Origin of the sequence: Marinilabilia salmonicolor (assembly GCF_003003035.1) — a bacterium.
GTDB lineage: Bacteria > Bacteroidota > Bacteroidia > Bacteroidales > Marinilabiliaceae > Marinilabilia > Marinilabilia salmonicolor_A.
Genome location: NZ_PVTS01000010.1, coordinates 63,462 through 89,758, shown reverse-complemented (window position 1 = coordinate 89,758; position 26,297 = coordinate 63,462). Strand labels below are relative to the sequence as shown.

21 protein-coding genes are annotated in these 26,297 nt (G+C 42.3%); 8 read left to right on the top strand and 13 right to left on the bottom strand.

Going from position 1 to position 26,297, the window contains the following annotated elements; all coding sequences use genetic code 11:
* Window positions 1-75: 75 nt before the first annotated feature.
* The 9 genes from BY457_RS11505 to BY457_RS11465 all read right to left on the bottom strand — a co-directional run bounded on the left by BY457_RS11505 (window position 76) and on the right by BY457_RS11465 (window position 9,123).
* Window positions 76-924, bottom strand: coding sequence for an MlaE family ABC transporter permease (locus BY457_RS11505; RefSeq protein WP_258176709.1), 849 nt, complete (start codon window positions 922-924; stop codon window positions 76-78).
* A 136-nt stretch (window positions 925-1,060) separates the two neighbouring features.
* On the bottom strand, window positions 1,061-2,116 hold the full coding sequence (locus BY457_RS11500; RefSeq protein WP_219885164.1) for an AI-2E family transporter: 1,056 nt from the start codon (window positions 2,114-2,116) through the stop codon (window positions 1,061-1,063).
* A 2-nt stretch (window positions 2,117-2,118) separates the two neighbouring features.
* A complete protein-coding gene (locus BY457_RS11495; RefSeq protein ID WP_106153476.1) occupies window positions 2,119-2,274 on the bottom strand; it encodes a lmo0937 family membrane protein in 156 nt (51 codons plus the stop codon).
* A gap of 27 nt (window positions 2,275-2,301) precedes the next feature.
* Entirely contained in the window at window positions 2,302-3,648 is a 1,347-nt protein-coding gene (locus BY457_RS11490) for a hybrid sensor histidine kinase/response regulator (protein WP_181256463.1), read from the bottom strand.
* A 64-nt stretch (window positions 3,649-3,712) separates the two neighbouring features.
* Window positions 3,713-3,898 (bottom strand): Thivi_2564 family membrane protein, encoded by a 186-nt coding sequence (locus tag BY457_RS11485; RefSeq protein WP_106153474.1) that lies wholly within the window; start codon window positions 3,896-3,898, stop codon window positions 3,713-3,715.
* A 155-nt stretch (window positions 3,899-4,053) separates the two neighbouring features.
* Window positions 4,054-5,586, bottom strand: coding sequence for an OmpA family protein (locus BY457_RS11480; RefSeq protein ID WP_146130972.1), 1,533 nt, complete (start codon window positions 5,584-5,586; stop codon window positions 4,054-4,056).
* Between the two features lie 440 nt (window positions 5,587-6,026).
* Window positions 6,027-7,196, bottom strand: a complete 1,170-nt coding sequence (locus BY457_RS11475) for a glycoside hydrolase 100 family protein (protein WP_106153472.1) — start codon at window positions 7,194-7,196, stop codon at window positions 6,027-6,029.
* Window positions 7,197-7,238: 42 nt separating this feature from the next.
* On the bottom strand, window positions 7,239-8,381 hold the full coding sequence (locus tag BY457_RS11470) for a glycosyltransferase family 4 protein (RefSeq protein ID WP_106153471.1): 1,143 nt from the start codon (window positions 8,379-8,381) through the stop codon (window positions 7,239-7,241).
* 94 nt (window positions 8,382-8,475) lie between these two features.
* Window positions 8,476-9,123 carry a PIG-L deacetylase family protein gene (locus tag BY457_RS11465; RefSeq protein WP_219885163.1) on the bottom strand — a complete coding sequence of 216 codons (648 nt, stop codon included), beginning with the start codon at window positions 9,121-9,123 and terminating at the stop codon, window positions 8,476-8,478.
* A gap of 379 nt (window positions 9,124-9,502) precedes the next feature.
* Between BY457_RS11465 and BY457_RS19235 the strand changes: the two genes are divergently transcribed.
* Window positions 9,503-9,634 carry a hypothetical protein gene (locus BY457_RS19235; protein ID WP_258176708.1) on the top strand — a complete coding sequence of 44 codons (132 nt, stop codon included), beginning with the start codon at window positions 9,503-9,505 and terminating at the stop codon, window positions 9,632-9,634.
* Between the two features lie 52 nt (window positions 9,635-9,686).
* Here BY457_RS19235 and BY457_RS11460 read toward each other — a convergent pair whose 3' ends face one another.
* The 3 genes from BY457_RS11460 to BY457_RS11450 all read right to left on the bottom strand — a co-directional run bounded on the left by BY457_RS11460 (window position 9,687) and on the right by BY457_RS11450 (window position 14,715).
* Window positions 9,687-11,159: a glycoside hydrolase family 130 protein gene (locus BY457_RS11460; RefSeq protein ID WP_106153470.1), complete on the bottom strand. Its 1,473-nt coding sequence runs from the start codon at window positions 11,157-11,159 to the stop codon at window positions 9,687-9,689.
* Between the two features lie 94 nt (window positions 11,160-11,253).
* Entirely contained in the window at window positions 11,254-11,634 is a 381-nt protein-coding gene (locus BY457_RS11455; protein ID WP_106153469.1) for a RidA family protein, read from the bottom strand.
* Window positions 11,635-11,958: 324 nt separating this feature from the next.
* Window positions 11,959-14,715, bottom strand: a complete 2,757-nt coding sequence (locus BY457_RS11450; RefSeq protein WP_374956698.1) for a putative LPS assembly protein LptD — start codon at window positions 14,713-14,715, stop codon at window positions 11,959-11,961.
* A gap of 180 nt (window positions 14,716-14,895) precedes the next feature.
* Between BY457_RS11450 and BY457_RS11445 the strand changes: the two genes are divergently transcribed.
* The 7 genes from BY457_RS11445 to BY457_RS11415 all read left to right on the top strand — a co-directional run bounded on the left by BY457_RS11445 (window position 14,896) and on the right by BY457_RS11415 (window position 26,059).
* Window positions 14,896-16,026, top strand: a complete 1,131-nt coding sequence (locus BY457_RS11445; protein WP_106153554.1) for an N-acetylmuramoyl-L-alanine amidase family protein — start codon at window positions 14,896-14,898, stop codon at window positions 16,024-16,026.
* A gap of 411 nt (window positions 16,027-16,437) precedes the next feature.
* Entirely contained in the window at window positions 16,438-17,685 is a 1,248-nt protein-coding gene (locus BY457_RS11440) for an MlaD family protein (RefSeq protein WP_106153467.1), read from the top strand.
* A 297-nt stretch (window positions 17,686-17,982) separates the two neighbouring features.
* On the top strand, window positions 17,983-19,434 hold the full coding sequence (dnaA, locus tag BY457_RS11435) for a chromosomal replication initiator protein DnaA (protein ID WP_106153466.1): 1,452 nt from the start codon (window positions 17,983-17,985) through the stop codon (window positions 19,432-19,434).
* Between the two features lie 233 nt (window positions 19,435-19,667).
* Window positions 19,668-22,121 (top strand): LysM peptidoglycan-binding domain-containing protein, encoded by a 2,454-nt coding sequence (locus tag BY457_RS11430; RefSeq protein WP_106153465.1) that lies wholly within the window; start codon window positions 19,668-19,670, stop codon window positions 22,119-22,121.
* Window positions 22,122-22,133: 12 nt separating this feature from the next.
* Window positions 22,134-24,104 (top strand): ABC-F family ATP-binding cassette domain-containing protein, encoded by a 1,971-nt coding sequence (locus BY457_RS11425; protein ID WP_106153464.1) that lies wholly within the window; start codon window positions 22,134-22,136, stop codon window positions 24,102-24,104.
* 59 nt (window positions 24,105-24,163) lie between these two features.
* Window positions 24,164-24,895: a 23S rRNA (guanosine(2251)-2'-O)-methyltransferase RlmB gene (gene rlmB, locus BY457_RS11420; RefSeq protein ID WP_106153463.1), complete on the top strand. Its 732-nt coding sequence runs from the start codon at window positions 24,164-24,166 to the stop codon at window positions 24,893-24,895.
* Between the two features lie 60 nt (window positions 24,896-24,955).
* Window positions 24,956-26,059, top strand: a complete 1,104-nt coding sequence (locus BY457_RS11415; RefSeq protein WP_106153462.1) for a DNA polymerase III subunit gamma/tau — start codon at window positions 24,956-24,958, stop codon at window positions 26,057-26,059.
* Here the strand turns inward: BY457_RS11415 and BY457_RS19025 are convergent.
* Complete coding sequence (locus BY457_RS19025; RefSeq protein ID WP_181256462.1) at window positions 26,040-26,204, bottom strand: hypothetical protein; 165 nt, start codon at window positions 26,202-26,204, stop codon at window positions 26,040-26,042. The genes BY457_RS11415 and BY457_RS19025 overlap by 20 nt on opposite strands.
* Window positions 26,205-26,297: the final 93 nt, after the last annotated feature.

Sequence of the window (26,297 nt, the reverse complement as noted above, 5' to 3'; positions counted from 1 at the left end):
TCATCTTCAAGCTTTCAGCCATTTTCCTAAGAGCCAGTAGCTGCGAGCTACGAGCTATGGGCTACTTGTTACCAGCTACAAAAGCATATCTGTAATCTGAACAGCAATCAGGTCCACTACCATCACAAGCAGGGAGGCCAGTACAACGGCGGAATTGGCCGCTTTGCCAACACTTTCTGTCCCCCGCCCTGCGGAATAACCTTTGTAACAACCCACGAGCCCTATGGCGGCTCCAAAAAAGAATGTTTTAATTACAGCAGGTAAAAAATCCATAAAATCAACAACCCTGAAGGCCTGGTTGAAAAACAATACAAATGTGACACTTCCTTTGATGTTTGCTGCCGCCCAACTGCCAAGGATTCCAAGGGCGTCGGCATACAAAACTAAAATCGGAATCATCAGCGTGGCAGCTAAAACCCTGGTAACTACCAGGAAACGGATGGGGTGAGTGGAAGAAACTTCCATGGCATCAATCTGTTCCGATACCTTCATTGAACCCAGTTCGGCCCCCATACCCGAGCCGATTTTTCCAGCGCAGATTAATGCGGTAATTACCGGTCCCATTTCCCGGATGATTGAGGAAGCAACCATACCGGGAAGGAGGGATTCGGCTCCAAAATCAGCCAAAACCGGCCGCGATTGTATGGTAAGTACAACCCCCATTATGAGACCTGTTACCGATATAAGCGGAACCGTTTTGTAACCGATTTGGAAACTCTGCCGCAGGAATTCGTTAAATTCAAAATTCGGAGAAAAAGTTTCTTTAACCGTTTGCCAAAGAAACAAAAAGAAATCACCTAACCCTGCGAAGAAAATATTGGCCTCCAGTGTTTTATTATATGTTTTTTCACCAAGCCGGATTGCCTGGTTTTTAATGACAAGGGTGTTTATTGTCACTTTCTTAAATGGTGTATTCTTATCCACAGAGTAAAGGTAGGAGTGTTTATAAATTATTGTTTTACATAATTCCTGATAAGGATTGCATTATTCACACATATTGCGAGGAATGGCAGGGGAGGAGGTCACGGGTTAGATTTTTTTTTGTGAATGAGTGAGCTTATTAATCGGGTAAGTTATCGCCTAATAAAAATCCCCATGATTGTAAAGGCTTGATATGGTCAAAAATTAGTTTTGCAATTGCTGTCAGGGGGATAGCAACCAACATTCCCGGGATGCCCCACAGTGCACCAAAAGTAATAACTGCAATGATGGAAGCCAATGCGTTAAGCTTTACCTTTGAAGCAACTATTTTGGGAACTATATAATTGTTATCAATAAATTGAATGAATATATATAGCGCCAAAACCAGTACTGCAAACCAGGGAGATGGTTTCGTAACAATGGCAATAATCATCGGCATAGAGGCAGCAATGATGGAACCCAGGTACGGGATAAGATTGAGCAGAGCTCCCAATATGCCAAGCACTAATGCATATTCAATCCCCAAAATCAGGAGACCAATCGTATATAAAAAAGAGATGATTACTACCTCAAAAAGCAGTCCGATGAGGTAACGCTGAATAAGTGTTTTTATTTGGTTTATGATTTCGCTCACTTTGCTTCTGTTGTTTTCTCCAAATAACCGATGTAAAAATTCAATCAGGAGTGGCTGATAGAATAAAATCATAAATACGTAAACCGGAATCAAAAACAAAAAGGCCAGAATGCTGCCTACTCCAACGATGGTTTGCCCGATTTCATCACTCCCGATGAGTTCGTTTTTCGTATTTGTAATCCATTGGGTAATTTCATTGGCGCTAATATCAAAATATCCTGATGTCCAAAATATTAACTGATTAATGATTTGGGTGAACTTATCCACCAGTTTGGGAAATGATTCTGTGAACCGGCTGGCCTGTGAATACAAAAGTGTACCAAACAGGGCTATGACTGAAAAAGTAAGAAGCATCACAAGGCCAATGGCTACCACCCTGTGCACTTTTAACCTGATTATCATGCTTACAGCCGGGTGGAGCACAATGGCCAGGATAGTTGCAAATACAAGGGGTATTATTATGCCCTGAGCAATATACAATGTGAATACAAAGGCTACTAAACCGAGAATAACCAGTACTGTTTTTACATACATGGGTATAATGAATTCTTTTTTGGTCACGGTTATAATGGTTTTCTACCCTGAATAAGTCTGATAATTATTGCAATAACGGCAATCACAAGCAAAATGTGGATAAGACCACCCGAACTGTAACCCAGGTATCCGATAGCCCATGCAATAATGAGTATCACTGCAATGATGTAAAGTAGATTTTTCATGGCTTTTGTTTTTATGGTTTATCTTTTTTATGCTTTAGTTAACTTTGGAAAGTACCCACTTATCATGCTTCTTAAGCCGGTTCTGTTAATTGGTTTGGATACATAATTATTACAACCCACGGCAATAGATTTTTCCCTGTCCCCTTCAAGAGCATAAGCTGTTTGTGCAATTATTTTAACCTTTCTGTTAAAACCACGAATCTCCCGGGTGGCTTCATAACCATTCCTCTTCGGAATATTTATATCCATCAGGACTAAATCGATTTCCGGATTGTTTCTGCACACATTGACCGCTTCAATTCCGTTGGTTGCATTAAAAATATTCTTGCTTAAGTCTTTTACCATTGTATTCAGAAGCATCCGTGATATTTTATCATCTTCCACAATTAGAATATTGAGACCCCTGGCTTTGTCATTTATCTTTTTTCCGGGATTTTCATTTCGGTTTATACTTTTTGGGGGGTTAAAAGGTATGGCGGATATGGTAAAGAAGAAGGTACTCCCTGCACCATTTCCATTATGAGATGCATTATTCTCAACCCGTATTTTTCCACCAAGCATTTCAGTGTATGCTTTTGAGATGGACAATCCAAGACCTGATCCCTCATAATTCTGGCTTAGTTTTCTGGTGCCCTGTATAAATCTTCCAAAGATGATTTCCTGTTGGTCTTTCGGAATTCCCGGACCACTGTCTCTGACAAAAAATTCTATAAAATCATCCTTTAGAGAGTACCCCAGTTCAACAGAACCGGTTGGTGTGAATTTTATCGCATTTTTGACCAGGTTGGTAAGGATGGCATAAACTTTCTCTCTGTCGGTCCTGAAAAATGCTTTTTCATCCGGAAGATCATTTTTGAAGGAAAGGTTTAACTTTTTCTGCTCAGCCTCAAGTTTGAAGAAATGATAAATATATTCCACCTGTTCGTTAATATTCGTCTCCGCAATAGAGATTTCAACTTGTTGAGATTCAATTTTAGAAATACTGATGATGTCGTTAATAATGTTTAGCATCCGGATACCGCTTTTTTCAATTATTTCTATATAATTTTGCCGTTCTTCTTCATTCATCTCAAAGGTTTTAAGTATTTGTGTAAACCCGAGAATTCCATTCATTGGGGTTCTTATTTCATGGCTCATATTGGCCAGAAATGATGATTTCAGTCGCTCATTTTCTTCTGCTTTTTCTCTGGCCTTTTTAAGCTCTTCATTTTGCATTTCCAATTCTAACTGATGGATCTCCAATTCGTGAATGATTTTTAAAGTTTCCGATACGGAAAGAGAAGGTTTATGACCTGATTCCTTTTTGTTTACTAACAATTCCGCCGCTTGCCTCAACTTATCGGATTTGGATATTGGTTTAATTTGCTTTTTCATATTGGGGATTGTTTTGGTGGTAGCTGTCTGGTCTTTTAGCATCTATTCTTCCATCTGGCTGGTGTTAAATTCTGATACTCTGCAAAGTGCCAAGAACTCCAATGACATTCAATAGCCATAGTATTAGGATGATAACAACAACAGTGTTTAGAACACCCTTGATTGTGCGTTGCATTGGAATGTATCGGTTGATTAGCCAAAGGAGAATTCCAACACCAATGATGACGCCAATTATAGTTAGTGCAGACATAATAATTTATTTAAGTTTAATTGGTTTCAATCCTGAATGCTTCTGTTAAAAGTTTCAGGATTGGATTTTTCTGATTTATGACATAGCATGAGAACTTTAAAAAGCCATAGGAGCAGGCCTGTTTGTGAGCATTCTACCTATGGCTTTGGTCATCTCTACATTTGGGGTTGAATTTTTACATCAATCCTTCGGTTTTGTTTTCGTCCCTCTGCAGTTTCATTATTGGCCACAGGGTTGATTTCTCCATAACCTACAGAACTGATTCTACTATCTTCTTCGGTATCTGAATTGGCATTCAAATATTGGGTGACCGCATCTGACCGCTTTTGGGAAAGCATTAAATTGGAGGCATCTCCTCCGAATGAATCGGTATATCCTTCCACAATTACGCTACTTTCCGGAAAAATTTTAATTGCGTTTTGCACTTTGGTCAACAGATCAAAATTTGTTGGAGTTATTTCCGACTTACCTGTTGCAAAACCAAAACCATGCAGCCTTATTACGATTTCATCTCCAGAGCGAAATACTGATGCTTCAGATTTGTCAAAAATCAGGTAAACCTCTTCAAACTGTTGATTTAGTTTTGTTTGCTTTTCTATTTTTGCATCCAGCCTCGCCTTTTCGGTTTCAAACTCCAGCATCTTTGACTTCATGCTGTCTGAACGTTCTTTAACTTCATTATCGAACTCCGTGCGGAGCAGTAAGTTTTCATTTTTCAATAAATCAATAGTGGTTTTTAGATCTCTGATTTCATTATCTCTGGCAATATTTTCAGCATTAAGTCTGTTGTTATCTATCTGAAGTTCTGAAATATGTTTAATGATTCCTTGTTCAGGATTTTCAATGCCATTTTGGAACTGGGCTACAAAGCCGGCTTTTTCAGCAATCCTGATCAGGGGGAGCTCATATTGCAGAATAACATCTTCCATTTCCATGTCCCTGTCATCCATTTTAGATATGGTCTTATCAAGTTCAATGGCGTGACTTGCTTCGTATTTTGCTTGCTTGGCCAGTGTACGGGGGTAATCCATATCGTACCTGTTTGTTTCCAGTTCTCTTTCAGTTGCTGCCAACAAAGATTCCGCCTTTTTCAAAGTTTTCGGTGCATTTCGATCAACGTTGGTGTCATCTGCCTTTGTCAGTAATGCGCGGGTTTTGTCAAGCAAATCAGTTTTTATGGAAGTTAATTCTGCTTTCCGGTATAGTTCAATGGCTTCGGTTGCATACTTATAGGAGTCATCCCGATCGCCTTTTTCCAGCTCTCTGGCTGCTTTATTGAACACTTCTTCAGCTTCTTTCCATGTTTCTAAAGCACTTCTGTCAGCTCCTGCCAATAAGGCATCTGACCGGGCGTCAAGTGAACTGGCAAATACCGATTTGGCGGAAACACTGAACGTGACAGCCCGGTTGAAATGGTTTACTGCTTCTACAAGTGATTCTTCAATTTTTTCAACACCTTTTTGGTCGGCAAAATGTTTTTCTGCCTGCCTGTAGTTTTCAATTCCTTTATTGTATTCATCAGGAACCAGCAGGTCCGCCTGTGCAAATTTTGCATCAAGCATCGCCTGGTCGGCTTTCTTAAACAAAGTACTCTTTGTTTGTTGAGCATAACTGAGTGTGCTTATCATCATTAAGGAAAGGCACAAAAGTATAGCGACTTTGGAATTAATTCTTTCAATTGTTTTCATTTTGATGGTTGTTAGTTTAATTACAATAATCTTTGGTCTCAGGATAAGGGGATTTCGGTTGCAGCACTGCAACTGTTCGTTCAAAACTCAAAAACCTTTTTTGCTCCGGAATCAAAGGAAATATTCCTGGGATCCCTATCGATATTTTTTTCCCGGTTCTCTCACTGTTCGATGAGTGTGTTCCTGCTTGTGGGGATGCAAAATGTCTGATAAACAATTGTATAAACTTACAGATAAGGTGACTGGAATTCGTTACATGATTGTTTTTTTATTTTACATGATTCACACAAAAGGAGATGTTTTGATTTTTGGCCGGAATAAATGAGGCTATTTTCGTGGATGATGCTTTTGACCAAAACCATAATAAGCTGGAGATTATTTGAGCTTCATTACTTTAATATAAATAATTGGTATGTTTGGGTAGTGGGTTAAAAACCGAATTAAGTGGTTGCATCATTAAAAAAAGGAGTTCTTTTTGTTTCAACACATTTGGCAGCATATAAAAAAAGGGCAGCACTCCATGTTTGCCAGTCCTGGCCCATGGGCATTCCATCCTGTGCTCTTATCCATTCATTAAATCCGAATTTCAGTGATTTGCTTTTTGAAAGCTTTATTGCTTGGGTAAGAGCAATTAGCTTTTTCTCTGCCAGGCTATATCTTTTAGCTGCAACAAGGGCTGCAATATACAACCCGCAAATAAATGGCCAGATGCCTCCATTATGATACTCACCGGGCTGGTTGTACTGCTCGTATCTTTCATGCCAGTCGGGATCAGAAGGTTTAATGTAAGGGAAAAAATTGGGAGGCAAATCAACTGCAAGTTCACCGTTGTTGCGCATATGGATACACTCTTCTTCTATCCATGATACCATTTCATTTGCCCTGCCCGGAGAAGCCAATCCAGACAAAATAGCCAGGCTGTTTCCCAGAAGGTCGAAACGTTCACTACTAAAAATTTTATATGACCAGAATGCATAGTAGGGCTTGTACTTAACTACAAGGCCTTCATGTACATGCTTGTGCATAATGCCGTTGGTGATGGTGAATCTTCCCATGTCATGCTTCAACTGGTTAGCTCTTTCGTGTAGGTTGAGTAATCTCAGGTAGCTGTATGTCAATGTGTTTACAAAAAGACCATAGCCAGTCACCCATTGTTCATCACGCCAGTCACTGGTAGGTTGTTGCGCAACTAAACAGCGATCCGAGGGACTTTGATATTCCATCCATTGAAGAGCTTTCTCAAGAGCTCCCTGCAGAAAATCTTTTTCGTTTGTTACTTTTCTGAATATTCCTACACCTAATAAAAACAGGGGAGTAGTATCGCTTGCGCCACGATCCTCGGCATCATGCACCAATGAAGGGATATGCCCGTGGCTGGTTTGATTTTTTGCCAGTATCTCCAATACATGGCGCATACTGCTCATGAGCTCCTGGTTTCTGGAGACCGCAATGCCCAACAGCGCAAACATCAAATCCCGGGTATAAGGTTCGGGATAACCCCAACCGGCTGTTCGTGGAAGGCTGTGAAAAGGGCCATGTGCATTGTGTAGCAAAACCTCGATAGCTGCATTGCGGGCTTCATTGATCACTATTTGGTTGGTTTTTAGCATGGTATGTTCTGATTTTCTGTGATTTTTAAATACTGGAAGTATTCAATCAATCTCTAATCTTTCACTTACAATTTGAATGAAACGATTAGCGACAGACCGGTAGTCGAATTTTTCAATCACCCTTTTTCTTCCGGCTTTTCCCATACTCAATCTTAAAGCACCATCATTCATTAACGTCATCAGATGTTTCGCTATATCCTGTACATTGGCCCGATAATCAACAATTCGGGGTGTTTTAAACAACATCGTGTGTTTTTCCTCAAATCCTGATTCCTCACCGATAATAACTTCATTAACCACAATTTTACGGGCAACTCTAGCAAGCAGGGCGGTTTCTTTATGTACAAGCGTATCAAGCATTCCCATGGCTTTTAAGCTAATTACTGGTTTTTCACATGCACCGGCTTCAACCTGAGGCATTCCAAAACCTTCCAATCTTGAGGGGGCTGCATAGATATCGCATGCTCCCATAAGGTAAGGCATAAAAGTTCGGGAGATGGTGTTGGTTGCATAAGTGACATTCTTCTCAATTCCCAGCCGTTGGGCCAATTCCAGATCGGCCAGATTTTGTGCTTTGGTACGTGGCTGAGGCCAAACTTTACAAACATATTTCCAATCGGGTGCTTTAGCATCTATTATGGCAAGTGCCTGCATTACTTCCTGAGCTCCTTTTGAAGCGGCATCACCTCCCACGGTGAGCACCATGAGCTGATCGGAAGATATCCCCAGCGCTTCTCTTACTGCAATAATCTTTGGATCATCTTTGCAGAAGGGTTTAAACGAGTCGGTATCGCAGCCTACCGGCAATACTTCGATGATATCCGGATTGATTCCATCGCGTATGTACATTTCTTTTACCCAGTTCGACGTTACCAGAATAAGCGGCAATGCATTCAAAATTTCCTGATAGTTGGCTATATATCCGTCGGCTACCAGCCATGGAACGGCTTTGATTCCGTAACGCTGAGGGTGAAGAACCAGTTGAGGGGTATGTCCCCAATAACCTATTCCAACTACCACGTCAGGCTCAAACCATCGATAATACCATTCTTTTTCCTGTGCTGATTCAAAATGTGCAGCATGAGCATCCACGCCCATTTCCAACAGTCCTTTGTAGAGCAAGTCGCCTTGTGTGGCCAGGCCTCCGGGCGACGGTGGATAATCGTATAAAACAAGTACTTTCATGGTCTTTAATGTTTAACTAAACCGTAAAATCTGTACTTCATTTGTAATGACTTCCGGATTAAGTTCAAATTATATATCCTGGTGCCAGATTTTGCTACTTTATTTTTTTGAGCCAATTCGTGGCTTCCGATGGATTTCCGAACTGCCAAAACGCCTCAGTTTTTGGAGTGGTTTGTGCTTCCCAGCTATTATTATCAAAACCGTATGTTGCGGTAATTATTTTATGCTTTTTTTTCCATATTTGAGCGGAAAGGTTGGTGATTATCGGTGCTTTTTCAATCGCTCTGGGTAAATATTCTTTATTTCCGTCATCGTAAGCGAATGCCCAAAAGCAGTTGGCAGCAATTTTATTGGTATGCCATAATTTTATTACCGCTCTGCCAATTTCTTCATGACGAAGATGCTTTGTGTATTCACCCACGGGACTGTGGGAAATAATCATATCGAAATGTTTTAAAGGCAACAAATTCAGAATAGCTGTCTCAATCTTTTTGGGCTTTAGTGGTTTCTGTTCGGGCTCATCGTCAAGGTCTCCCATAATGCCTTGGGCATTTAGTGCTTCCAATGCTTTGAAAAATTTCTTGGAACGATCTGAATCTTTGCCCCGGCAGAGGGAAACAATAAACCAATCACATTTAGGGTGACTTAATATTGTTCCTCCGCTCCAAAGAGTTTCATCATCTGGATGAGCTACAATTACGACAATAGTCTTTTTGCATTTTTTTAACATATAACCGGCCATGAATTTATTCTAATCTCTCTTGATATGATTATCTCTTCTATATGAAAGTTTTGTGAATTAATCAGTCCTCTCAAAACCGGAGCTTTTCGCTTTTAGTGAAATACATAATTCCACTTTGATCAGATGAGGCTGTGTCTTTAAAGGTCAAAGGTCTTTAAGCAATAGCCTGGGGCAACCTGACAGGAAAATTGTAATTAATTAATTTTTCCTCTCTTTATTGGTTGCAACGCAACCGATGAAGAGAGGAGGCGGGGAGGATGACTCCAGCCCCAGGGCGTTGCTTGGTTATTGCTCTCAGGCTTTCAACCCGTTTAAACCCTACCTGTTTCATGGATATGGTAGATTAGTTTCATCAATCTTCTAAAAATAGTTCCTTCCGGTGCAAGAACTATTACATTTCCATAGCAATAAATTACATAATTCACACATTGATATTAAAATGCAGGTGCTGACAGGCAGAAGTGTGAAGCAGGAGCGGAGAAGAGGTATGATAAAAGAAACAGAAGTATAGCCGTGATTTTATGGCGCTGGAAAGAGATGGTATTAATAAACTTCAGCAACGGCTAATACGAATTCTTCAGTTCGCTGATTAGGTCTTTTAAATTAACAGATGCATAAGTGGAAGCATAATCGGACATAGCATAGGGAATGATCAATTCATCATTGTGTGTCATTGAGCCACATGAATATACAACATTGGGCACATAACCTTCTCTTTCTTCTGTGTTGGGTATCAGGAGCGGAGTTTTGGATCGTCCTATTTCTTTTTCAGGATTATCAATGTCAAACAAGGCAGCTCCTAAAGCATATTCACGCATAGGACCAACGCCATGGGTGATGACCAGCCACCCTTCTTCCGTTTCAATAGGTGAGCCACAGTTTCCAATCTGAATAAGCTCCCAGGGGTATTGGGGTTGCTGGAGGATATCAGCCTTTCGCCAAAGGGTAATGTTATCTGAATATGCGATATAGTTGTTAAATCCATCCAACCTGCAAAGCATAGCATATTTGCCATTAATTTTTCGGGGAAACAACGCCATTCCTTTGTTTTGTGCAATTTCACCGTGCAAGGGTCTCACCTTGAAGTGGTAGAAGTCCTCTGTTTCAAGAAGCTTTGGGAGGATTGTTGCTCCATCGTATGCGGTATAAGTGGCATAATAGATGGTCTTGTTGTCGTCATCTGTGAATTTCACAAAACGGGCATCTTCAATTCCATTTTTTTCATTGGCCGAAACAGGAAAAATAACTCTTTCTGAAATATTAGTATCCAGTGAGAATTGTAATTCATAATGCGAGGAAGCCAACCAGGTGAGTTGGTTAAAAAGATATTCTTTGTCAGAAGTTAAATGAACTGATTTTCTGGATTCGTCAATGCATTGTCGCAGTTCCCCGTAAGTGAATTTCTCAGGGAGTTTATTCAAAATTAGTGCGGGAGGAATAAGGCTGTGAATTTCCTGCATTTCTTCCAGTTTGTGAGCAAAGGATTCTTTATCATAAACATGCCGTCTTATATGCTCTGCCTCTTCCAGCATATCACCAATAGATTCCACGGTGAGGTTGTTGGATTTATCCAGAATGCCGGTTCTGAATACTATAGATGATATGTGTCCCTCTCCGGTGGCCCGAAAGCTGATTATAACCCTTTTAGATCCTGGTTTTATCTCCGTCTGATCGGGATGTTCTACTATTGATGGATTAAAAAACGCAGCTGATTCGATAGAGTACTCCATGGTAAAATAGGAGCCTATAAGTATTTTTTTTGAGTAATCTATTTCATCCGGATTTTTACCCAGAGATGTAATCAGGTCTGCAATTTTATTAAAGTGTTTTTCAAAAATTCTGGAAATATTTCTGTGACGCATAGAATAATCCCTGAGTGTTTGATTTAGGGTCAATAATGCTTCATTTTCTGACATTTCCAGGATGGAGCGGATGGTACTTAGAGCCCTCTGTTCACCAGTAAACAAAAAGCGGGCTATCACCCTGCTCGGGTCAGGATTGAATACTAAGTTTTTTCTGCTTACCGTTACTTCCATGTGGGATATTTTATGTTTCCATAAAGGTAACGTTTATTTATCTTCTTTGCAGGTTGTGTATTGTTTTATCCTGTTTTCGTGTTTTACTACATTTTTATTTCTTTACTGCTACTGCCTCAATCTCCACCAGTGCCCCCAAAGGAAGATCTTTAACAGCAAACGCAGCCCGGGCAGGAGGGTTTTTAGGGAAGTATTGTCCATAAACTTCGTTCATTGCTTTAAAGTTGGCAATATTGCTTAAGAGGCAAGTTGTTTTCACTACGTTTTTAAAGGTGCATCCGGCTTCTGAAAGGATAGCGTCCAGGTTTTTCATCACCTGTTCTGTCTGACTTTTGATATCTCCTTCTATCAGTTTTCCTGTTTCAGGATTGATGGGTACCTGGCCGGAGATGAAAAGCATATTGCCGGCAATAACGGCCTGACTATAAGGCCCGATGGCTTGTGGTGCATTGGGGGTGGAGATGATTCTTTTCATGGTTGGTGGTTTAAGTTCTGAGTTTTGAGTTCCGGGTTCTGGGTTTTGAGTTCTGGGTTTGGCTTGGTGTTGCTTGTCGGGGTTTCCCTATCAGGGTGGTAAGCGTGGGGCTTTTAAGTTCAGTGTTCCGCGTACCAAAACCATGTCCAAATTAAGTTGACCGTTTTAGAGTTTTCAGGTTAAGAAAACGCTTCTCCTGGTTTTTTGTTTAACTAATCATTGATAATTGCTCATTGGTAATTGTTTATTGATAATTTCCTGATAGTCAGAAGCCAAGAGTCAAGAGCTAAGAGCCAACAGATAACAGTTAACAATCCAACCGTGTTAAAAGCTACCAAAACCCGGATTGTCACGTGGGTGACTGCGTTTCTCGTATTTAAGGTCACGGAGCATGCTGCTGTTTACAGAAATGGTGAAGAAGTAAGATTTGTAAGAACCTACCGGCACCAGGTTGAAACTCATGCTCCAGCAGTGCAGATCGCGGTTGATGCGAACATTGGTGTGTGAGATTTCTTTTCGGTCCAGGTTATATCCGGTACTGAAGTTTACCGACCATTTTGGTGTCAGGGTGACATTTCCGTTCAGACTGATGTCGGCCGTAAATTTCTTGTCGTACGCCATTTTTTCCGTGTTGAACTTATCCTGTACAATCCTCATATTGTAATTCAGTGACAGGTTCCAGGGCATAGAAAAAGGTGCATATTCGGGGGTGGGGGTATTGGCTGCCGTTTGCTGATCCTGTCCTTGTGTGGGCAGGTTTTCAGGAGGCCTCTCCCCGTCAGGGAATTCTGAGTTATCCCCTTGCTGGTCCTGTTGATCGTTCTTTTTTTGAAAGTCTTTTGATCCGAAATTCAATCCGAAACTCAGGCTGGCATTTTCCAGGCGTGCAAGTTTTTTCTTGTCGTTCCAGAGGAGGGTGTTTACCCGTGTGGGATTTCCCCGCTCATCCAGTTTGATGGTATAGGGGTCAAAAAGGGCATTGAAATTAACCGCAGTGCCGAGTACCTTGGTCCGTCCACTCATATTGATTCTTGACCAGTTCATCGAGTCAGCCAGAAAGTTATAGGATGTACTCAGGTTTAAGGACTCCAGAATGGGGATTTTTTTAAACCCGGTACTGTCTTTTCTACTTTTGATTTTCATCTCCAGGTTGTTGTTCAGGCCAAAACTCATGGAGCCTGATTCACCTCGTCCGGGAACGCCGTACATTGATCCTTCATAGATGGAGTAGTCGTGTCTTACAACTTCATCTCTTCTGGCATCATAATATTCAAACCAGTCGTAATATCCGTATTTGGGGTCACCAAAGTCGGGGCTGTAACTAAAACTCACCGAGGGGGTCATCATGTGCCGGATGGCCTGAATGCCATCACCAAAAAGCCAGCGACTGGGTCGGAAAAAGGTATAAAGTTTTGTTTGGGTACCTACACTGAAGTTATAATCGTAAACCCGGTTGAAGCCCTGTGTGGTATCAGAAACCACTACCTGTTGCTGTTCTTCGTCGTATGATTTTTCGATGGATTTAAAATACCATCTTTCTTTATAGTTGAAACTGGGAGAGAAGGTGAAATGCCGTAGAAACTTAAAGTTCATACTTACCGGAATGCTGTGCTGGATGCCGTTTTTCCAGTCCTGAGCCAGACTTGCGTCCATCAGTTCGCTCTCCTTGGTGGAAATCCGGTTACTGGCATTACCTGTATAGCTCAGACTGATTTTTTCATACCAACTCTCTTTAGATCCCACTTTATTTTTGCTTTTGAATGGGTAGATCCGGTTCATGGTCAATGTCAGGTTGGGAATAGTAAGGTCAATGGTGGTATCCCGACTGTTTTGAGAGTGTTGCGCATTGGCCGAGAAATTAAATGGTGTTCCCGGAAATTGTCTGGAATAGGAAATACTGGATCGTTTGGTGTTGGTTGCCAACTGCCGGGGATTGATGATGCTACCCACGTTGTTGCGATCGAAAGAACTGGTAGAGAAATTGACACTGGCCGAAAAACGGCGGTAGGGATTGGCTTTGGAGTCCTGGCTGTGCGACCAGTTGATGGACATATCTGTACTTTTGCTGTAGTCGGGCAACTCTTTTTCGCTGGTGATATTGGTAATGTACTGAAAGTTGAAATTTCCGGAGAACCGGTATCTTAGTTTATATTTGGATGCCATACGCGTGCCCCAGGAGCCGTTGGTATAAATGTCACCGGTCAGGGATAAATCAAAATAATCATTCGCTGCCCAGTAATAACCTCCGTCGCGCAGAAAAAATCCACGGTTGCTTTCTTCACCGTAAGAGGGAAGAATAAAACCGGAACTGTAGGTAGAGGAGCTGGGAACAAATCCAAATGGAACCACGAATGGCATGGTCACATCCTCAATTACCAGATAGGCAGGTCCGGTAATGATTTTTTTCCCGGGAATGACCTTGGCTTTGGTCATATTCAGATAAAAGTGAGGATGATCATGGTTGGTACAGGTGGTGTATTTCCCGTTTCGGAGACAATAAACATTGTCTTCAAGTTTTTTTGCACGGTCACTGACCACATATCCTTCTCCCTGCTCGGTTACCACGTGTTCGATAATGGCTTTTTCGGTTTCAAAATTGTAGCGAATCGACCGCATAGTATATTCTCCACTGGGATCTTTGAATACCGGAAGGCCTGTCTCGGCACCGGTGGAGTCAATTCTGCCGGTGGCATAAGCAAGGCTGCTGTCCAAATCAAGTTCTATCTGATAAGCAGTTAGCAGCACATCCTGATAACTGACACTGGCATCACCATACAAAAATACTTTTCCTCCGGTAAACTTCACGGAATCGGTTGCCGAATAATCTACCTCGGCTTCTATTACAGGAGGGCGGGATTCTTTGGTCTGTGTGGTATCAGCAGGTTGAGATAAAGTGTCGGGAGCAGCTTCCGAAAGCGTGTCCTGCATCAGCGGATTCTGAGCATTGGATGCTGTCGAAATTGCAAATAAAAAGAGCAGGGCCGATAATAATCCGGTCCTGACATTCGAGAGGCTGTATTTGTATTGCTTTGGTATCAAGATAGATATAATTCTAAGCTGTCGAAAAAGGTCTGTTGGCATTTTTTTAATCAGCACAAAAATAAGGTAAAAAACGGTCTTTAAGGTGCTTTTTATAGCAAAATTGAGGCCAAGTCATCGTATGACTCAAAAAACAGTTGATTCGCAGAAGTTTTTTTATTTTTGGGATGGTATTTGCATTTAAAAGCTGCAAATTTGCATCAATATTTATATTTTTCTATTATGGAGTTTTATCAGATACTTTCATATATCCGACACAAATCTTTAAAGTTTCCGGTATCCCTGGTCTTATTTTTTCTGTTTTCTTATTACTCAGCAGCTCAAACACAGGAGCCGGTTCAACTAAAAACGGTAATACTGGATCCCGGTCACGGGGGGAAAGACTCCGGAGCGTTAGGGCGCTCCAGCAAAGAAAAAGATATTGTACTCGACATTGCATTGCAGGTTAAAGAATATCTGAACCAGTATTTGCCTCAGGTAAATGTTGTTATGACCCGTGACAAAGATGTGTTTGTTCCGCTGAATGAGCGCGCCAAAATTGCAAATGAGAGTGATGCCGATTTGTTTGTATCTATTCACGCCAATTCCATTTCCACTTCCCGGATTTATGGTGCCGAAACCTTCGTTTTGGGATTGCACCGATCGGAAGAAAACCTGGAAGTTGCTAAAAAAGAAAACTCTGTAATTGTACTGGAAGAGGACTACAAGGCTAAATATGAAGGATTTGATCCCAATTCCACCGAATCGTATATTATTTTCGAACTGATGCAGAATGTTTACCTTGATCAGAGCATTGGCTTTGCTTCAGCCGTTCAGAAACAGTTTCGGGAGAGGGTTGGACGCCATGATCGTGGTGTAAAACAGGCCGGGTTTCTTGTACTTCGGGAAACTTCCATGCCTGGAGTGCTGGTGGAAGTGGGATTCCTCAGCAACAGGGACGAGGAGCGGTTTATGAATTCCAAAAACGGGAAAGTTTATCTGGCTTCAGCTATATTTAGGGCAATCAGAGACTATAAGGAGCACTTTGATGAAGTGAATGCAAAATTGGTCTCCAATAGTTTTCCGTCCGAAAAAAAGGAGAATGCAACTCCGGCAATTGAAACCGAAGAGGCAAATTCCACGGTGCAGTATCGCATCCAGATTGCAAGCAGCCAAAATCAACTGGAAACCAATGAAGCCTTTTTCAAACAATTTGATTCGGTTTGGGAATATCAGGAGGGAGATTATTATAAATATACCACCGGATTGGCCACAAGTCATGAGGAGATCCTTGAAAAATTGCCCGAAATAAAAAAGGTGGTTCCTGATTGTTTTGTGGTGGGTTTTAAGGATGGTCAACGGATAATACCTTAACCTGCGTTATACATAAGACAGGTACGATGGAAACAGGCTGAAAGCCTGAGAGCAACAGCCCAGGGCAACGCCCTGGGGTTTGAGGTATTCCTCATGCCCCCCTCTCATTATTGGTCGCGTCGCGACCAATAATGAGAGGGGGAAGGGTGTTTCAATTTTCCTGGGGCGTTGTCCCAGGCTATTGCTTAAAGACCTTCGGCCTTAAAAAACGCAACAATATTATGTATTCCTCTAAAAGGAAAAGCCTCGCTTTTGAGAGGACTGCGTTATACACAAATATCATAACTCGCATGCCGCTGAGATTCCATTATTGGAGTTTGAATAAGTAAGGGAAGCGCGGCAGCATGATTAAAAGAGTTGAGAATTTCATCAGACGATAGATTCTAACCTGATTAAAAAAAACGAAGATCGATGATAAAACTTAAAAAAGAGTATAAAATTGCAGTTACCGTTATTGTTGCTCTGGTAATATTAATATGGGGCCTGAGCTTCCTAAAAGGTAAGAATATCTTTAATTCAGGCGATTTATATTACGGCGTTTATTCCAGGATTGACGGACTTACCGAAGCAAGCCCCATTCACTATCACGGGTATAAAGTTGGTTCTGTAATGGAAATACAATTCTATCCTGACCGGGAAGATCGCTTTGTGGTTGTGTTTTCTCTGGAAAAGGAGATGGCACTGAATGAAAATACCCTGGCCCAGATATACAATTTCGATTTGATGGGAGCTAAGGCTGTTCGTTTTGTAGATAAAGGAGCAGGTGCTGTTTTGATGCCCGGAGATACTTTGAAAACAGATATTGAGGGTGGCCTGTCTGCTGAGTTAGCACCCATCAAAAATAAGGTTGAAAACCTCGTGGTTCGCATGGACAGTACCCTGAACAGTCTCTCAGGAGTTTTTTCAAATGACAACAACGAAAGTCTGGAAGAGGGGATGAAAAGCTTTCGGGCTATGATGAAAAATCTGGAGCAGACCACTGCCACAGTCAATGCTTCCCTGGGCAATGGTGGCGCTTTGAACAGTACGCTTGCCAATATTGATTCTGTAACAGGTCAGTTGGCACGACAACAGGATAATATTGCTGCAACCATGGAGAATGTGGCCGGTTTCAGTAATCAGCTGGCACAGGTACACCTCGACAGTCTGGTTGCCGGAGTTGATTCCAGCCTTACTTTGGTAAACACCTTGCTTAAACAAGCGCAGGAGGGAGAAGGAAGTCTGGGCTTATTGCTTTCGGATGAAGGTTTATATTATAACCTGATGGACGCTTCTGCCAACCTTGATCGGTTGCTGGCCGATATCCGGCACAATCCGGGGCGCTACCTGAGTATCTCCGCCGTTGATTTTGGAAAGGATGTTTATCTGAATGTTTCTGACGAACGGGCCGAACAACAGGGAATCGTATATAAGGTAGAGGTTGCCAGTTCCAATGAACCACTTGACATTAAGAATCAAATGGTAAAAGAGAAGCATCGTATTTTTGAGGATACTAATGGGCAAAAATACACTTACACCATTGGCCATTCTTCTTCTTATGCTGAAATTAAAGGCATTCGTGATGAGATTATCCATCAGTTTCCTGATGCCGAAGTAGTCGCTTTTAAGGATGGCAAAGCCATTCGACTAATTAAAGCCCTTCGACAAACCGGAGAATAACAGCTTACTTATTGTTAAATAGAATGAGCAAAAAAAAGATTTTGATGAAAAAGTAATTTTTTTTCAAAATCGGATTCAACCTCCTTTCTTTCAAGTGTTTGTGTATGTTAACTGAAAGTTAAATTTATTTAGTTTGTTGCTGATTATCAAGTTGTTATTCATGGTTAATTTCAATGGTTTGACTATTAACAGGATAAAGTAATTCGTGAAATTTCAACCCATAACCCATTTTTTTTTCCAGTTTTTTTTAGCAAATTTTGTCCTTACCGAAGCACGAATTATTAACATATTGTAAAAATGGAAGGCATAGAAACCAAACTGGATCATAAGCAAATATGGGCTGAGTGTTTAAATTACATTCAGGCGTCAATCCCGGTAAACGATTTTCAAACCTGGTTTGAACCCATTGTTCCACTTAAACTGGAGCAGAGAGTGCTGACGATTCAGGTGCCTACTTATTATTTTTACGAATTCATTGAGGAGCAGTATATTAAGCTGGTCGGAAAGGCGCTTCGGGAAATTATCGGTTCGGGAGCCAAGCTTGAATACAGCGTGGTAATGGCTCGTAAACATACTCCTTCTGCTTCCAACTCTTACACCGTGAATTATCCGGCTGCCGAACGTCATGACTTACGCAATCGTGCTGTGGATAAAAAATACTCCCGTCAGGATCAGCCGCAAATCAGAAATCCTTTTATAATACCGGGAGTAAAAAAACTGGACATTGATCCACAATTAAATCCCGAATATTCCTTTGATAATTTTGTGGAAGGAGATTGCAATCGTCTTGCACGATCGGCAAGTGAAGCGGTAGCCAAAAATCCGGGTAAAACTGCTTTTAATCCTTTGTTTTTGTATGGAAACAGTGGTTTAGGTAAAACGCACCTGGCTCAGGCCATTGGTATTGAGGTAAAGAAGCAATATCCTGAAAAGACCGTTCTTTATGTAAGTGCCAATAAGTTTACCACCCAATATACCGATTCGGTGGCCCGGAATTCTGCCAATGATTTTATGCATTTCTATCAGATGATTGATGTGTTGATCATTGATGATATTCAGGAACTTGCCGGAAAGGAAGGAACTCAGAATACTTTCTTCCACATTTTTAATCACCTGCATCAGTCGGGGAAACAGCTGATTCTGACCTCTGATAAAGCTCCGGTGGCACTCAAGGGGATGAAGGAAAGACTTCTGACCCGTTTTAAATGGGGCTTGCCGGCTGATTTACAATCTCCCGATTTCAATACCCGGGTAGATATTTTAAAAACCAAGATTTATAAGGACGGTATTTCGGTCTCGGATGAAATTGTTCATTACATTGCCTCGCACATTACCGACAATGTACGTGAACTGGAGGGGGCATTGATTTCCCTTTTGGCAATGTCCACACTCAACAGGGCCGAAATTACACTTGATATAGCCAGTACCGTGGTTAACCGGTTGGTAAGTAAGCCACAGCGCGAAATTACCGTGGATCAGATTCAGCGGAAAGTTTGCGATTTTTATGGCATAAATATGGATGCTTTGCAGTCGAAAACCAGAAAACGGGAGATTGTACAGGCCAGACAGGTTGCCATGTTCTTTTCCAAGAATTTAACCAATTCATCGCTCTCGTCCATTGGCTCTCAGATTGGTCAGCGCGATCATGCTACTGTATTGCATGCCTGCAAGGCTGTGAAAAACCTGCAGGAGACCAATACCGAGTTTAAACATCAGTTGAAAGAGATTGAAGGACTCCTGCGTCAGTAAAACTTATTTTTTATTCGGACACAATTCAAATTTTTTTTGTCTTTTTGTTTCCGATAGCACAAGTTTCAGTTTGTAAAAACAGAAAGCCTCATCAGATTTTTCGTCTGAATGGGGCTTTGGTTTTTTGATTGCTCTTCGATTCTTTCTTTTAAAAAGCATATCTTTGGTACTTTCTTTGATGAATTTTTGCGAATTTTGTGTGCCAGAAAAAAACGATTTTGAAAAGTTTGATCATGTTAAATAGTACTTTCCGCCTCAATGGTATTTTTGTTTTAGTCATTTGGTTGTTGACAACTTCTTTGTCAGTTGCTCAGGAACAGCAAACCCGGGGCCCCGGAGAACATCGGATTGTGGTTGACGGTCATGAATATTTCCTACACGTGGTTAAGCAGGGAGAAGGGTTCTTTGCACTTGCCCGCCGTTACAATGTTACCCAACAGGAGATTTTGGAAGCCAATCCGGAACTGGAAGAAGGTCTGAAAAAGGATCAGGTAATTAAAATCCCTGTTATTGAAGGACGCAACGATAACAAAAACAATATGGCCCGGTCGGGGGATTTTATTCTCCATACCGTGGAGAAAGGGCAGACAGCCTGGTTTATTTCCCGGAAATATGGAGTTGATGTACACGATATCTACGAGCACAATGCCGGGTCGGAGAAGCAACTGATTGTGGGAAGTATTATTCGTGTGCCTGTAAAAAAAGAAGAACCCCGTCAGGAGCAGCAAAAAGATGAGGACCAATTTATTTATCATGAGGTTCAGCCGGGAAATACACTTTATTCGCTTGCCAGAAGATACAATGTAACGGTTGAAGGTATTTTGCAAAACAATCCGGGACTGCGCAGCGGCAGTTTGTTGCCCGGTTCTCTCGTGCGAATACCCAGGGTTGCTGAATTCGCTGAAACCGCCGCTTCCTCAACAAAGGAAGATGCAGGTGTGATTCAGGGAGAGGGTTACATCTATCATGAAATCAGGCCAGGACAAACGTTGTATTCCATCAGTAAACGTTATCAGGTTGATCTTAACACTATTCGGGATGCAAATCCTGATGTGGATACCAATGACCTTAAGCCGGGGTACATGTTGCGTATTCCGCGTGACTCGGAGCAACAGGTCGCGACATCTGAAGATCAGCAGAATCTTTTTGAACGGCACAAGGTAAAGCGTAAGGAAACCCTGTTTTCTATTTCCCGCCAGTATAATGTGGATATGGAAACCATCCGCAAGGTCAATCCGGATGTTGATTTCTCAAACCTGAAAAAAGGTACGGAACTCAATATTCCCATGGATCAGTGGTTTGTACAGAATATTCCGGGTGTGGAGGAGCACGATGAAATGGTTGCCGGCGTTCCTGATTCCCTGAAAGTGGAAAGATTTATTCCGGCCAAAAATCTTTGTGACAACAATGAGGGGATTGGTTTTTCCCGGCCGGCAAAAGTAGCGGTTTTATTGCCTTTTGCCCTTGATGCCACCGATGAAGCCAATGTTATTGTCAAAGTTGAAAACGGCGATACCATCCGAACTCCCCGGAAATATCCGGTGATATCGCGACGATCACGAATTTTCGTGGAGTTTTATGAAGGTGTTTTGCTGGCCCTGGATAAATTGAAAGAAGAGAACGTCAATGTGGATCTTTCTGTTTACGATATCACCCAGAATAATGGAAATATTGAACTTTTACTGAATTCCAATCCTGAATTGAAAGAGGTGGATATCATAATTGGTCCTGCACGTTCCGATGATCTGGATGTGGTTTCCGAATTTTCCATAAAGCATCAGATTAAACTGGTTTATCCATTGTCGAATGTCAATCCGGTTCTCGACAGAAATCCTTATGTGTTCCAGGTCAATACCCCCGATACTTTGCTTTTTGATAAGATGGCCAATGAAATAGTTCGTCAGTCAGAGTCTTACAATCTTCTGGCCATTATCCCTGAAGGCGAGGATCCTTATGCATCTGCATTTCTGGATAATTTCCGGCAAACGGTGTTTTTTAATGAGTTTTCTCTGAATAAGGACATGAATTACCGGGAGTACCGGATGATGGGAAAAGAGGATATGACCAACCTGGAGGCTTTACTGGATCCCGTGAAAAAGAATTTTGTGGTGGTGCCCACCAATAGTGAAGCAACCATTTCGAAGATTGTTCCAACTTTGGCCGGTATTGCAGAGAAAGGAAAAATAAACATTTCTCTTTTCGGAATGACTGAATGGCTCAGGGCCCAGTCCATTGAGCCTGAAGATATGTTCACTCTTAATACGCAGCTCTTTACATTTTTTGCTTTCGATTATGAGAGTGATGAAACACAGGATTTTATAGAGAAATACAGAAGTTGGTACCATACAGAACCGCATGCTGTTTCATCCTATTTTCAGAATTCCTCCTCCTCATCAGGTTATTCGCGTTACGGAGCCTGGGGATATGATGTGGCTTACTATTTTATCTCCTCGCTGACCCGGAGGGGAGCGTATTTTGAATTCTGTCCCGAACCACTGCTGGATGTTCAGCCTGTTCAGTTTAATTTTTCCTTTAAACGCATTTCCAACTGGGGAGGCTTTTACAACGACGGAATTTTTATGCTCAGATTCCTGCCCGGTTACAAGGTCGTTCGGACACCTGTAATATCTTTTCAACCCATGCTTCCCATAGGGGATGATGACAACAATACTATTGAATCGTTTTAAGTTTTTATTTATATGGTTTCTGTTAACCAACTGACACTTGATTTTGGTACCTTTTTGCTTTTCGAGGATGTTTCGTTTCTGATCAACCCGCGCGATAGAATAGGCCTGGTAGGGAAGAATGGTGCCGGTAAAACTACCCTGCTGAAGGTGATTACCGGAGCGCAGGAGCCCACATCGGGCGAGGTAACGATGCCTCGTGACTTTTCGGTGGGGTATCTGCCGCAGGTGATGAAGCACGATGACCGGTTCTCTGTTTTTGAGGAGACAGAACAGGCTTTTTCTGAAATCAAGAAACTGGAAAAGCAGATTGAAGAGCTTACCCAGGCCATTCACCATCGGGAAGACTATCACTCGGAGGAATATCTTTCGTTGATAGATAAGCTGACTGAAGCCAACGAACGTTTTAATATGTTTGGGGGGCACGATTACCGGTCACGCATAGAGGTTACACTGAAAGGTCTGGGTTTTAAACCTTCCGACTTTGAGCGACCCACGTCCGAGTTTAGTGGTGGGTGGAGAATGCGTATAGAACTGGCTAAGATATTGCTGCGAAAGCCCGATTTGTTTCTGTTGGATGAGCCAACGAACCATCTGGATATTGAGTCTATTACATGGCTCGAAGATTTTCTCAAGAATTACAGTGGCGCGGTGGTGCTTATTTCGCACGATAAAGCTTTTTTGGATAACGTAACCACCAGAACCATCGAAATTTCGTTGGGCCGGATTTACGATTACAAAGCTTCCTATTCACAGTTTGTGACCCTGAGGCACGAAAGACGGGAGCAACAGCTGGCTGCTTATCGCAATCAGCAAAAAAAGATTGAAGATACCGAGCAGTTTATCGAACGTTTTAGATACAAAGCTACCAAAGCAGTGCAGGTGCAGTCGCGCATTAAGCAGCTTGAGAAAATGGACCGCATTGAGGTGGATGAATTCGATAACAGTAAGTTAAATATTAAGTTTCCGCCCGCTCCGCATTCCGGAAAGCTTACGGTCAGCGGAAAGCATGTTTCCAAATCGTATGGTGACCTGTTGGTGCTCGACGATATAGATTTTGATATTGAACGGGGAGAGAAAGTGGCCTTTGTGGGGAAAAACGGAGAAGGAAAAACCACGCTGGCCCGAATTATCATGCAGGAGCTGCAGCACGAAGGAACCGTGAAGCTGGGGCATCAGGTTAAGATTGGATACTTTGCCCAGAATCAGGCTGAAAGGCTGGATGAAAATCTCACGGTTTTTGAGACCGTTGATAAAGTGGCCACCGGAGATATTCGCACCAAAGTCAGAGATTTGCTGGGCGCTTTTTTGTTTAGCGGTGAGGAGGTGGATAAAAAAGTCTCCGTGTTGTCGGGGGGCGAACGTACCCGGCTGGCCATGGTTATGCTTTTGCTGGAGCCTGTGAACTTCCTGGTGCTTGACGAACCGACCAATCACCTGGATATGCGTTCGAAGGATATTTTGAAACAGGCACTGAATGATTTTGAAGGATCTGTGCTGGTGGTCTCGCACGACAGGGAGTTTCTGGATGGTTTGGTGGACCGGATTTTTGAGTTTACCAATAAAAAGACCAAAGTGCATCTTGGGGGAATATATGAATTTCTTCGAAAGAAAAAGATGGACACCCTTCAGGAGCTGGAGCGGGTGCCTCTCAAAGCCAACAAGACCGATTCGGAGGTGTCAGGAGCCTCGTCGGGCCAGTCAGGCAAGGTTGCCTTCGCCGAACGAAAAGAATTGAATAAGCGTATTAAAAAGGCTGAAAACGAGGTGTCCAAATCCGAAGAAGATATCGCACGTTTGGAAAAGGAGCTGGAAGGCTTGTCTGCCGTTATGGAAAATCCTGAAAAAGCTTCCGATCCCGCTGTCTTCGAGATGTATCAGAAAATTCAAAAAAATCTGGATGCCGCAATGGAGGAATGGGAAGTGGCACATCTTGAGCTGGAAGAGTTGCAACAAAAAAGAAATGTACTGGATGAAAGTGCCTGACTCAACCCTCTAACCTCTAACCTCTAACCTCTAACCTCTACTGACTAAAAACTAATAACATGGCAAAAGAGATAATATACGGAATTCGTGCGGTAATGGAAGCCATTCAGGGCGGTCGCGACATAGAAAGAGTACTCATCAGCGAAAACCTGAAAGGAAACCTTGCAAAGGAACTGCAGGATCTTATTCGCGAAAAGGATATTACATTTAAGAAGGTGAAGCCCGAGCGCATTGACTGGGCTACCAAGAACAATCATCAGGGAGTGGTTGCGTATCTGCCACCTGTGGAATACCACAACATCGAGAAAGTGGTGGAGGATTTGTTGGAACAAGGTAAAGAACCTTTTGTGCTGATTCTGGACGGTATTACAGATGTGCGGAATTTTGGAGCAATTGCCCGCACTGCCGAATGTGCCGGTGTGGATGCCATTGTGCTTCCCGAAAAAGGTAGCGTTTCTGTGACTTCTGATGCCATCAAGACATCTGCAGGAGCTTTGTTTCGGGTGCCTGTATGCCGTGAAAAAAACCTTTACTATGTATTGAGGCATCTGAAAGATCGCAAATTCACGATTGCTGCAGCATCGGAAAAGGGCGATATCGATTATCGCAAGGCCGATTACAAAGGAGCGGTTGCTCTTATAATGGGAGCCGAGGACAAAGGGGTGTCAGGGCAGTTACTCAAACTGGCAGATGCTCACGTTTCTATTCCCATCCGTGGAGAAATTGGTTCTTTGAATGTTTCCGTAGCCGCCGGGGTGTTGATTTATGAAGTTTTGCGTCATCGCGATTGATAAGATTGTTGGTTGAGCCGGTCGTTTTGATTATATTTGTTGCGCTCATAGAAAAAAATTATGGAATACATTGTTTCGGCACGAAAATACCGACCAGATACATTTGACTCGGTTGTAGGTCAGAAAAACATCACTACAACCCTGAAAAATGCCATCAAAAATCAACAACTGGCGCATGCCTACCTGTTTTGTGGTCCGCGTGGTGTCGGGAAAACAACCTGTGCACGTATTTTTGCAAAGACCATTAACTGTAAAAATATTTCGGCCGATTTCGAAGCTTGTAATGAATGTGATTCCTGTCGTTCCTTTAACGAGAGCCGTTCCTACAATATTCATGAGCTGGATGCTGCCAGCAACAATTCGGTGGAGGATATTCGCTCCCTGATTGACAAAGTACGCGTTCCCCCTCAAATGGGGCACTACAGTGTTTATATTATCGACGAGGTTCACATGCTTTCGCAGGCGGCCTTTAATGCTTTTTTGAAAACACTGGAGGAGCCTCCCAAGCATGCCATTTTTATTCTGGCAACCACCGAAAAACATAAAATTTTACCCACCATTCTTTCCCGTTGTCAGGTCTTTGATTTTAACCGGATTACCGTGGAGGATGCTGTGGAGCATCTTAGATATGTTGCCCAAAAAGAGGATGTTACTGCTGAAGAAGAGGGCCTGAATGTGATCGCCCAAAAGGCTGATGGTGCCATGCGCGATGCCCTGTCCATCTTCGACCAGATAGTGGCCTTCTCAGGAAAAAACATCTCGTACCAGCAGGTAATCGATAATCTTAATGTGTTGGATTACGATTACTATTTCAAACTGGTGGATGCCTTTTTGAAAGAGGATACTACTCAGACACTGTTGTTGCTGGACGATATTCTGGATCATGGTTTTGATGCCGGTCACTTTGTGGCAGGCCTTTGCAGTCATTTACGCGATTTAATGATGTGCAAGGATCAGAATACTGTGGCTCTTCTTGAGGTAGGTGCTTCCATCCGGGAGAAATATCTGGAACAGGCCAGGGCATGTCCGGTTGACTTCCTGGTAGCTGCCCTTGACATTGCAACCAATTGTGACATTCAGTTTCGCAATGCCCGCAATAAACGCTTGCATACCGAATTTGCACTCATCAAACTGTCGCGACTGCTTACCGAAAAAAAAAAGTAGAGAAGGAAGCCGCTGAAGCAGCAGAAAGAGAGAAGAGTAAGCCGGCATCCGAGGCTTCGGGGGCAGGAAAAGCGGTTGGTTCAGCAGGCGTTTCAGGACAGTCTGTAAAAACAGAAGGTCCGAAAACAATCAAAAGTGTTTCCATAAAATCTTTTACCAAACCTGGTAATGGTTCTGCTAATCAGAAGAATGCCAGGGAGGAACAGGAGGTTGTTGAAGCAGATAGCGGGATAGATCC

Bases quoted from the DNA above. Each gene is read 5' to 3' on its own strand.
- BY457_RS11495 (WP_106153476.1), bottom strand. From the start codon at position 2,274: ATGAAAAATCTACTTTACATCATTGCAGTGATACTCATTATTGCATGG.
- BY457_RS11490 (WP_181256463.1), bottom strand. From the start codon at position 3,648: ATGAAAAAGCAAATTAAACCAATATCCAAATCCGATAAGTTGAGGCAA.
- BY457_RS11485 (WP_106153474.1), bottom strand. From the start codon at position 3,898: ATGTCTGCACTAACTATAATTGGCGTCATCATTGGTGTTGGAATTCTC.
- BY457_RS11480 (WP_146130972.1), bottom strand. From the start codon at position 5,586: ATGAAAACAATTGAAAGAATTAATTCCAAAGTCGCTATACTTTTGTGC.
- BY457_RS11475 (WP_106153472.1), bottom strand. From the start codon at position 7,196: ATGCTAAAAACCAACCAAATAGTGATCAATGAAGCCCGCAATGCAGCT.
- BY457_RS11470 (WP_106153471.1), bottom strand. From the start codon at position 8,381: ATGAAAGTACTTGTTTTATACGATTATCCACCGTCGCCCGGAGGCCTG.
- BY457_RS11465 (WP_219885163.1), bottom strand. From the start codon at position 9,123: ATGGCCGGTTATATGTTAAAAAAATGCAAAAAGACTATTGTCGTAATT.
- BY457_RS11460 (WP_106153470.1), bottom strand. From the start codon at position 11,159: ATGGAAGTAACGGTAAGCAGAAAAAACTTAGTATTCAATCCTGACCCG.
- BY457_RS11455 (WP_106153469.1), bottom strand. From the start codon at position 11,634: ATGAAAAGAATCATCTCCACCCCCAATGCACCACAAGCCATCGGGCCT.
- BY457_RS11450 (WP_374956698.1), bottom strand. From the start codon at position 14,715: ATGCCAACAGACCTTTTTCGACAGCTTAGAATTATATCTATCTTGATA.
- BY457_RS11445 (WP_106153554.1), top strand. From the start codon at position 14,896: ATGGAGTTTTATCAGATACTTTCATATATCCGACACAAATCTTTAAAG.
- BY457_RS11440 (WP_106153467.1), top strand. From the start codon at position 16,438: ATGATAAAACTTAAAAAAGAGTATAAAATTGCAGTTACCGTTATTGTT.
- dnaA (WP_106153466.1), top strand. From the start codon at position 17,983: ATGGAAGGCATAGAAACCAAACTGGATCATAAGCAAATATGGGCTGAG.
- BY457_RS11430 (WP_106153465.1), top strand. From the start codon at position 19,668: ATGTTAAATAGTACTTTCCGCCTCAATGGTATTTTTGTTTTAGTCATT.
- BY457_RS11425 (WP_106153464.1), top strand. From the start codon at position 22,134: ATGGTTTCTGTTAACCAACTGACACTTGATTTTGGTACCTTTTTGCTT.
- rlmB (WP_106153463.1), top strand. From the start codon at position 24,164: ATGGCAAAAGAGATAATATACGGAATTCGTGCGGTAATGGAAGCCATT.
- BY457_RS11415 (WP_106153462.1), top strand. From the start codon at position 24,956: ATGGAATACATTGTTTCGGCACGAAAATACCGACCAGATACATTTGAC.
- BY457_RS19025 (WP_181256462.1), bottom strand. From the start codon at position 26,204: ATGGAAACACTTTTGATTGTTTTCGGACCTTCTGTTTTTACAGACTGT.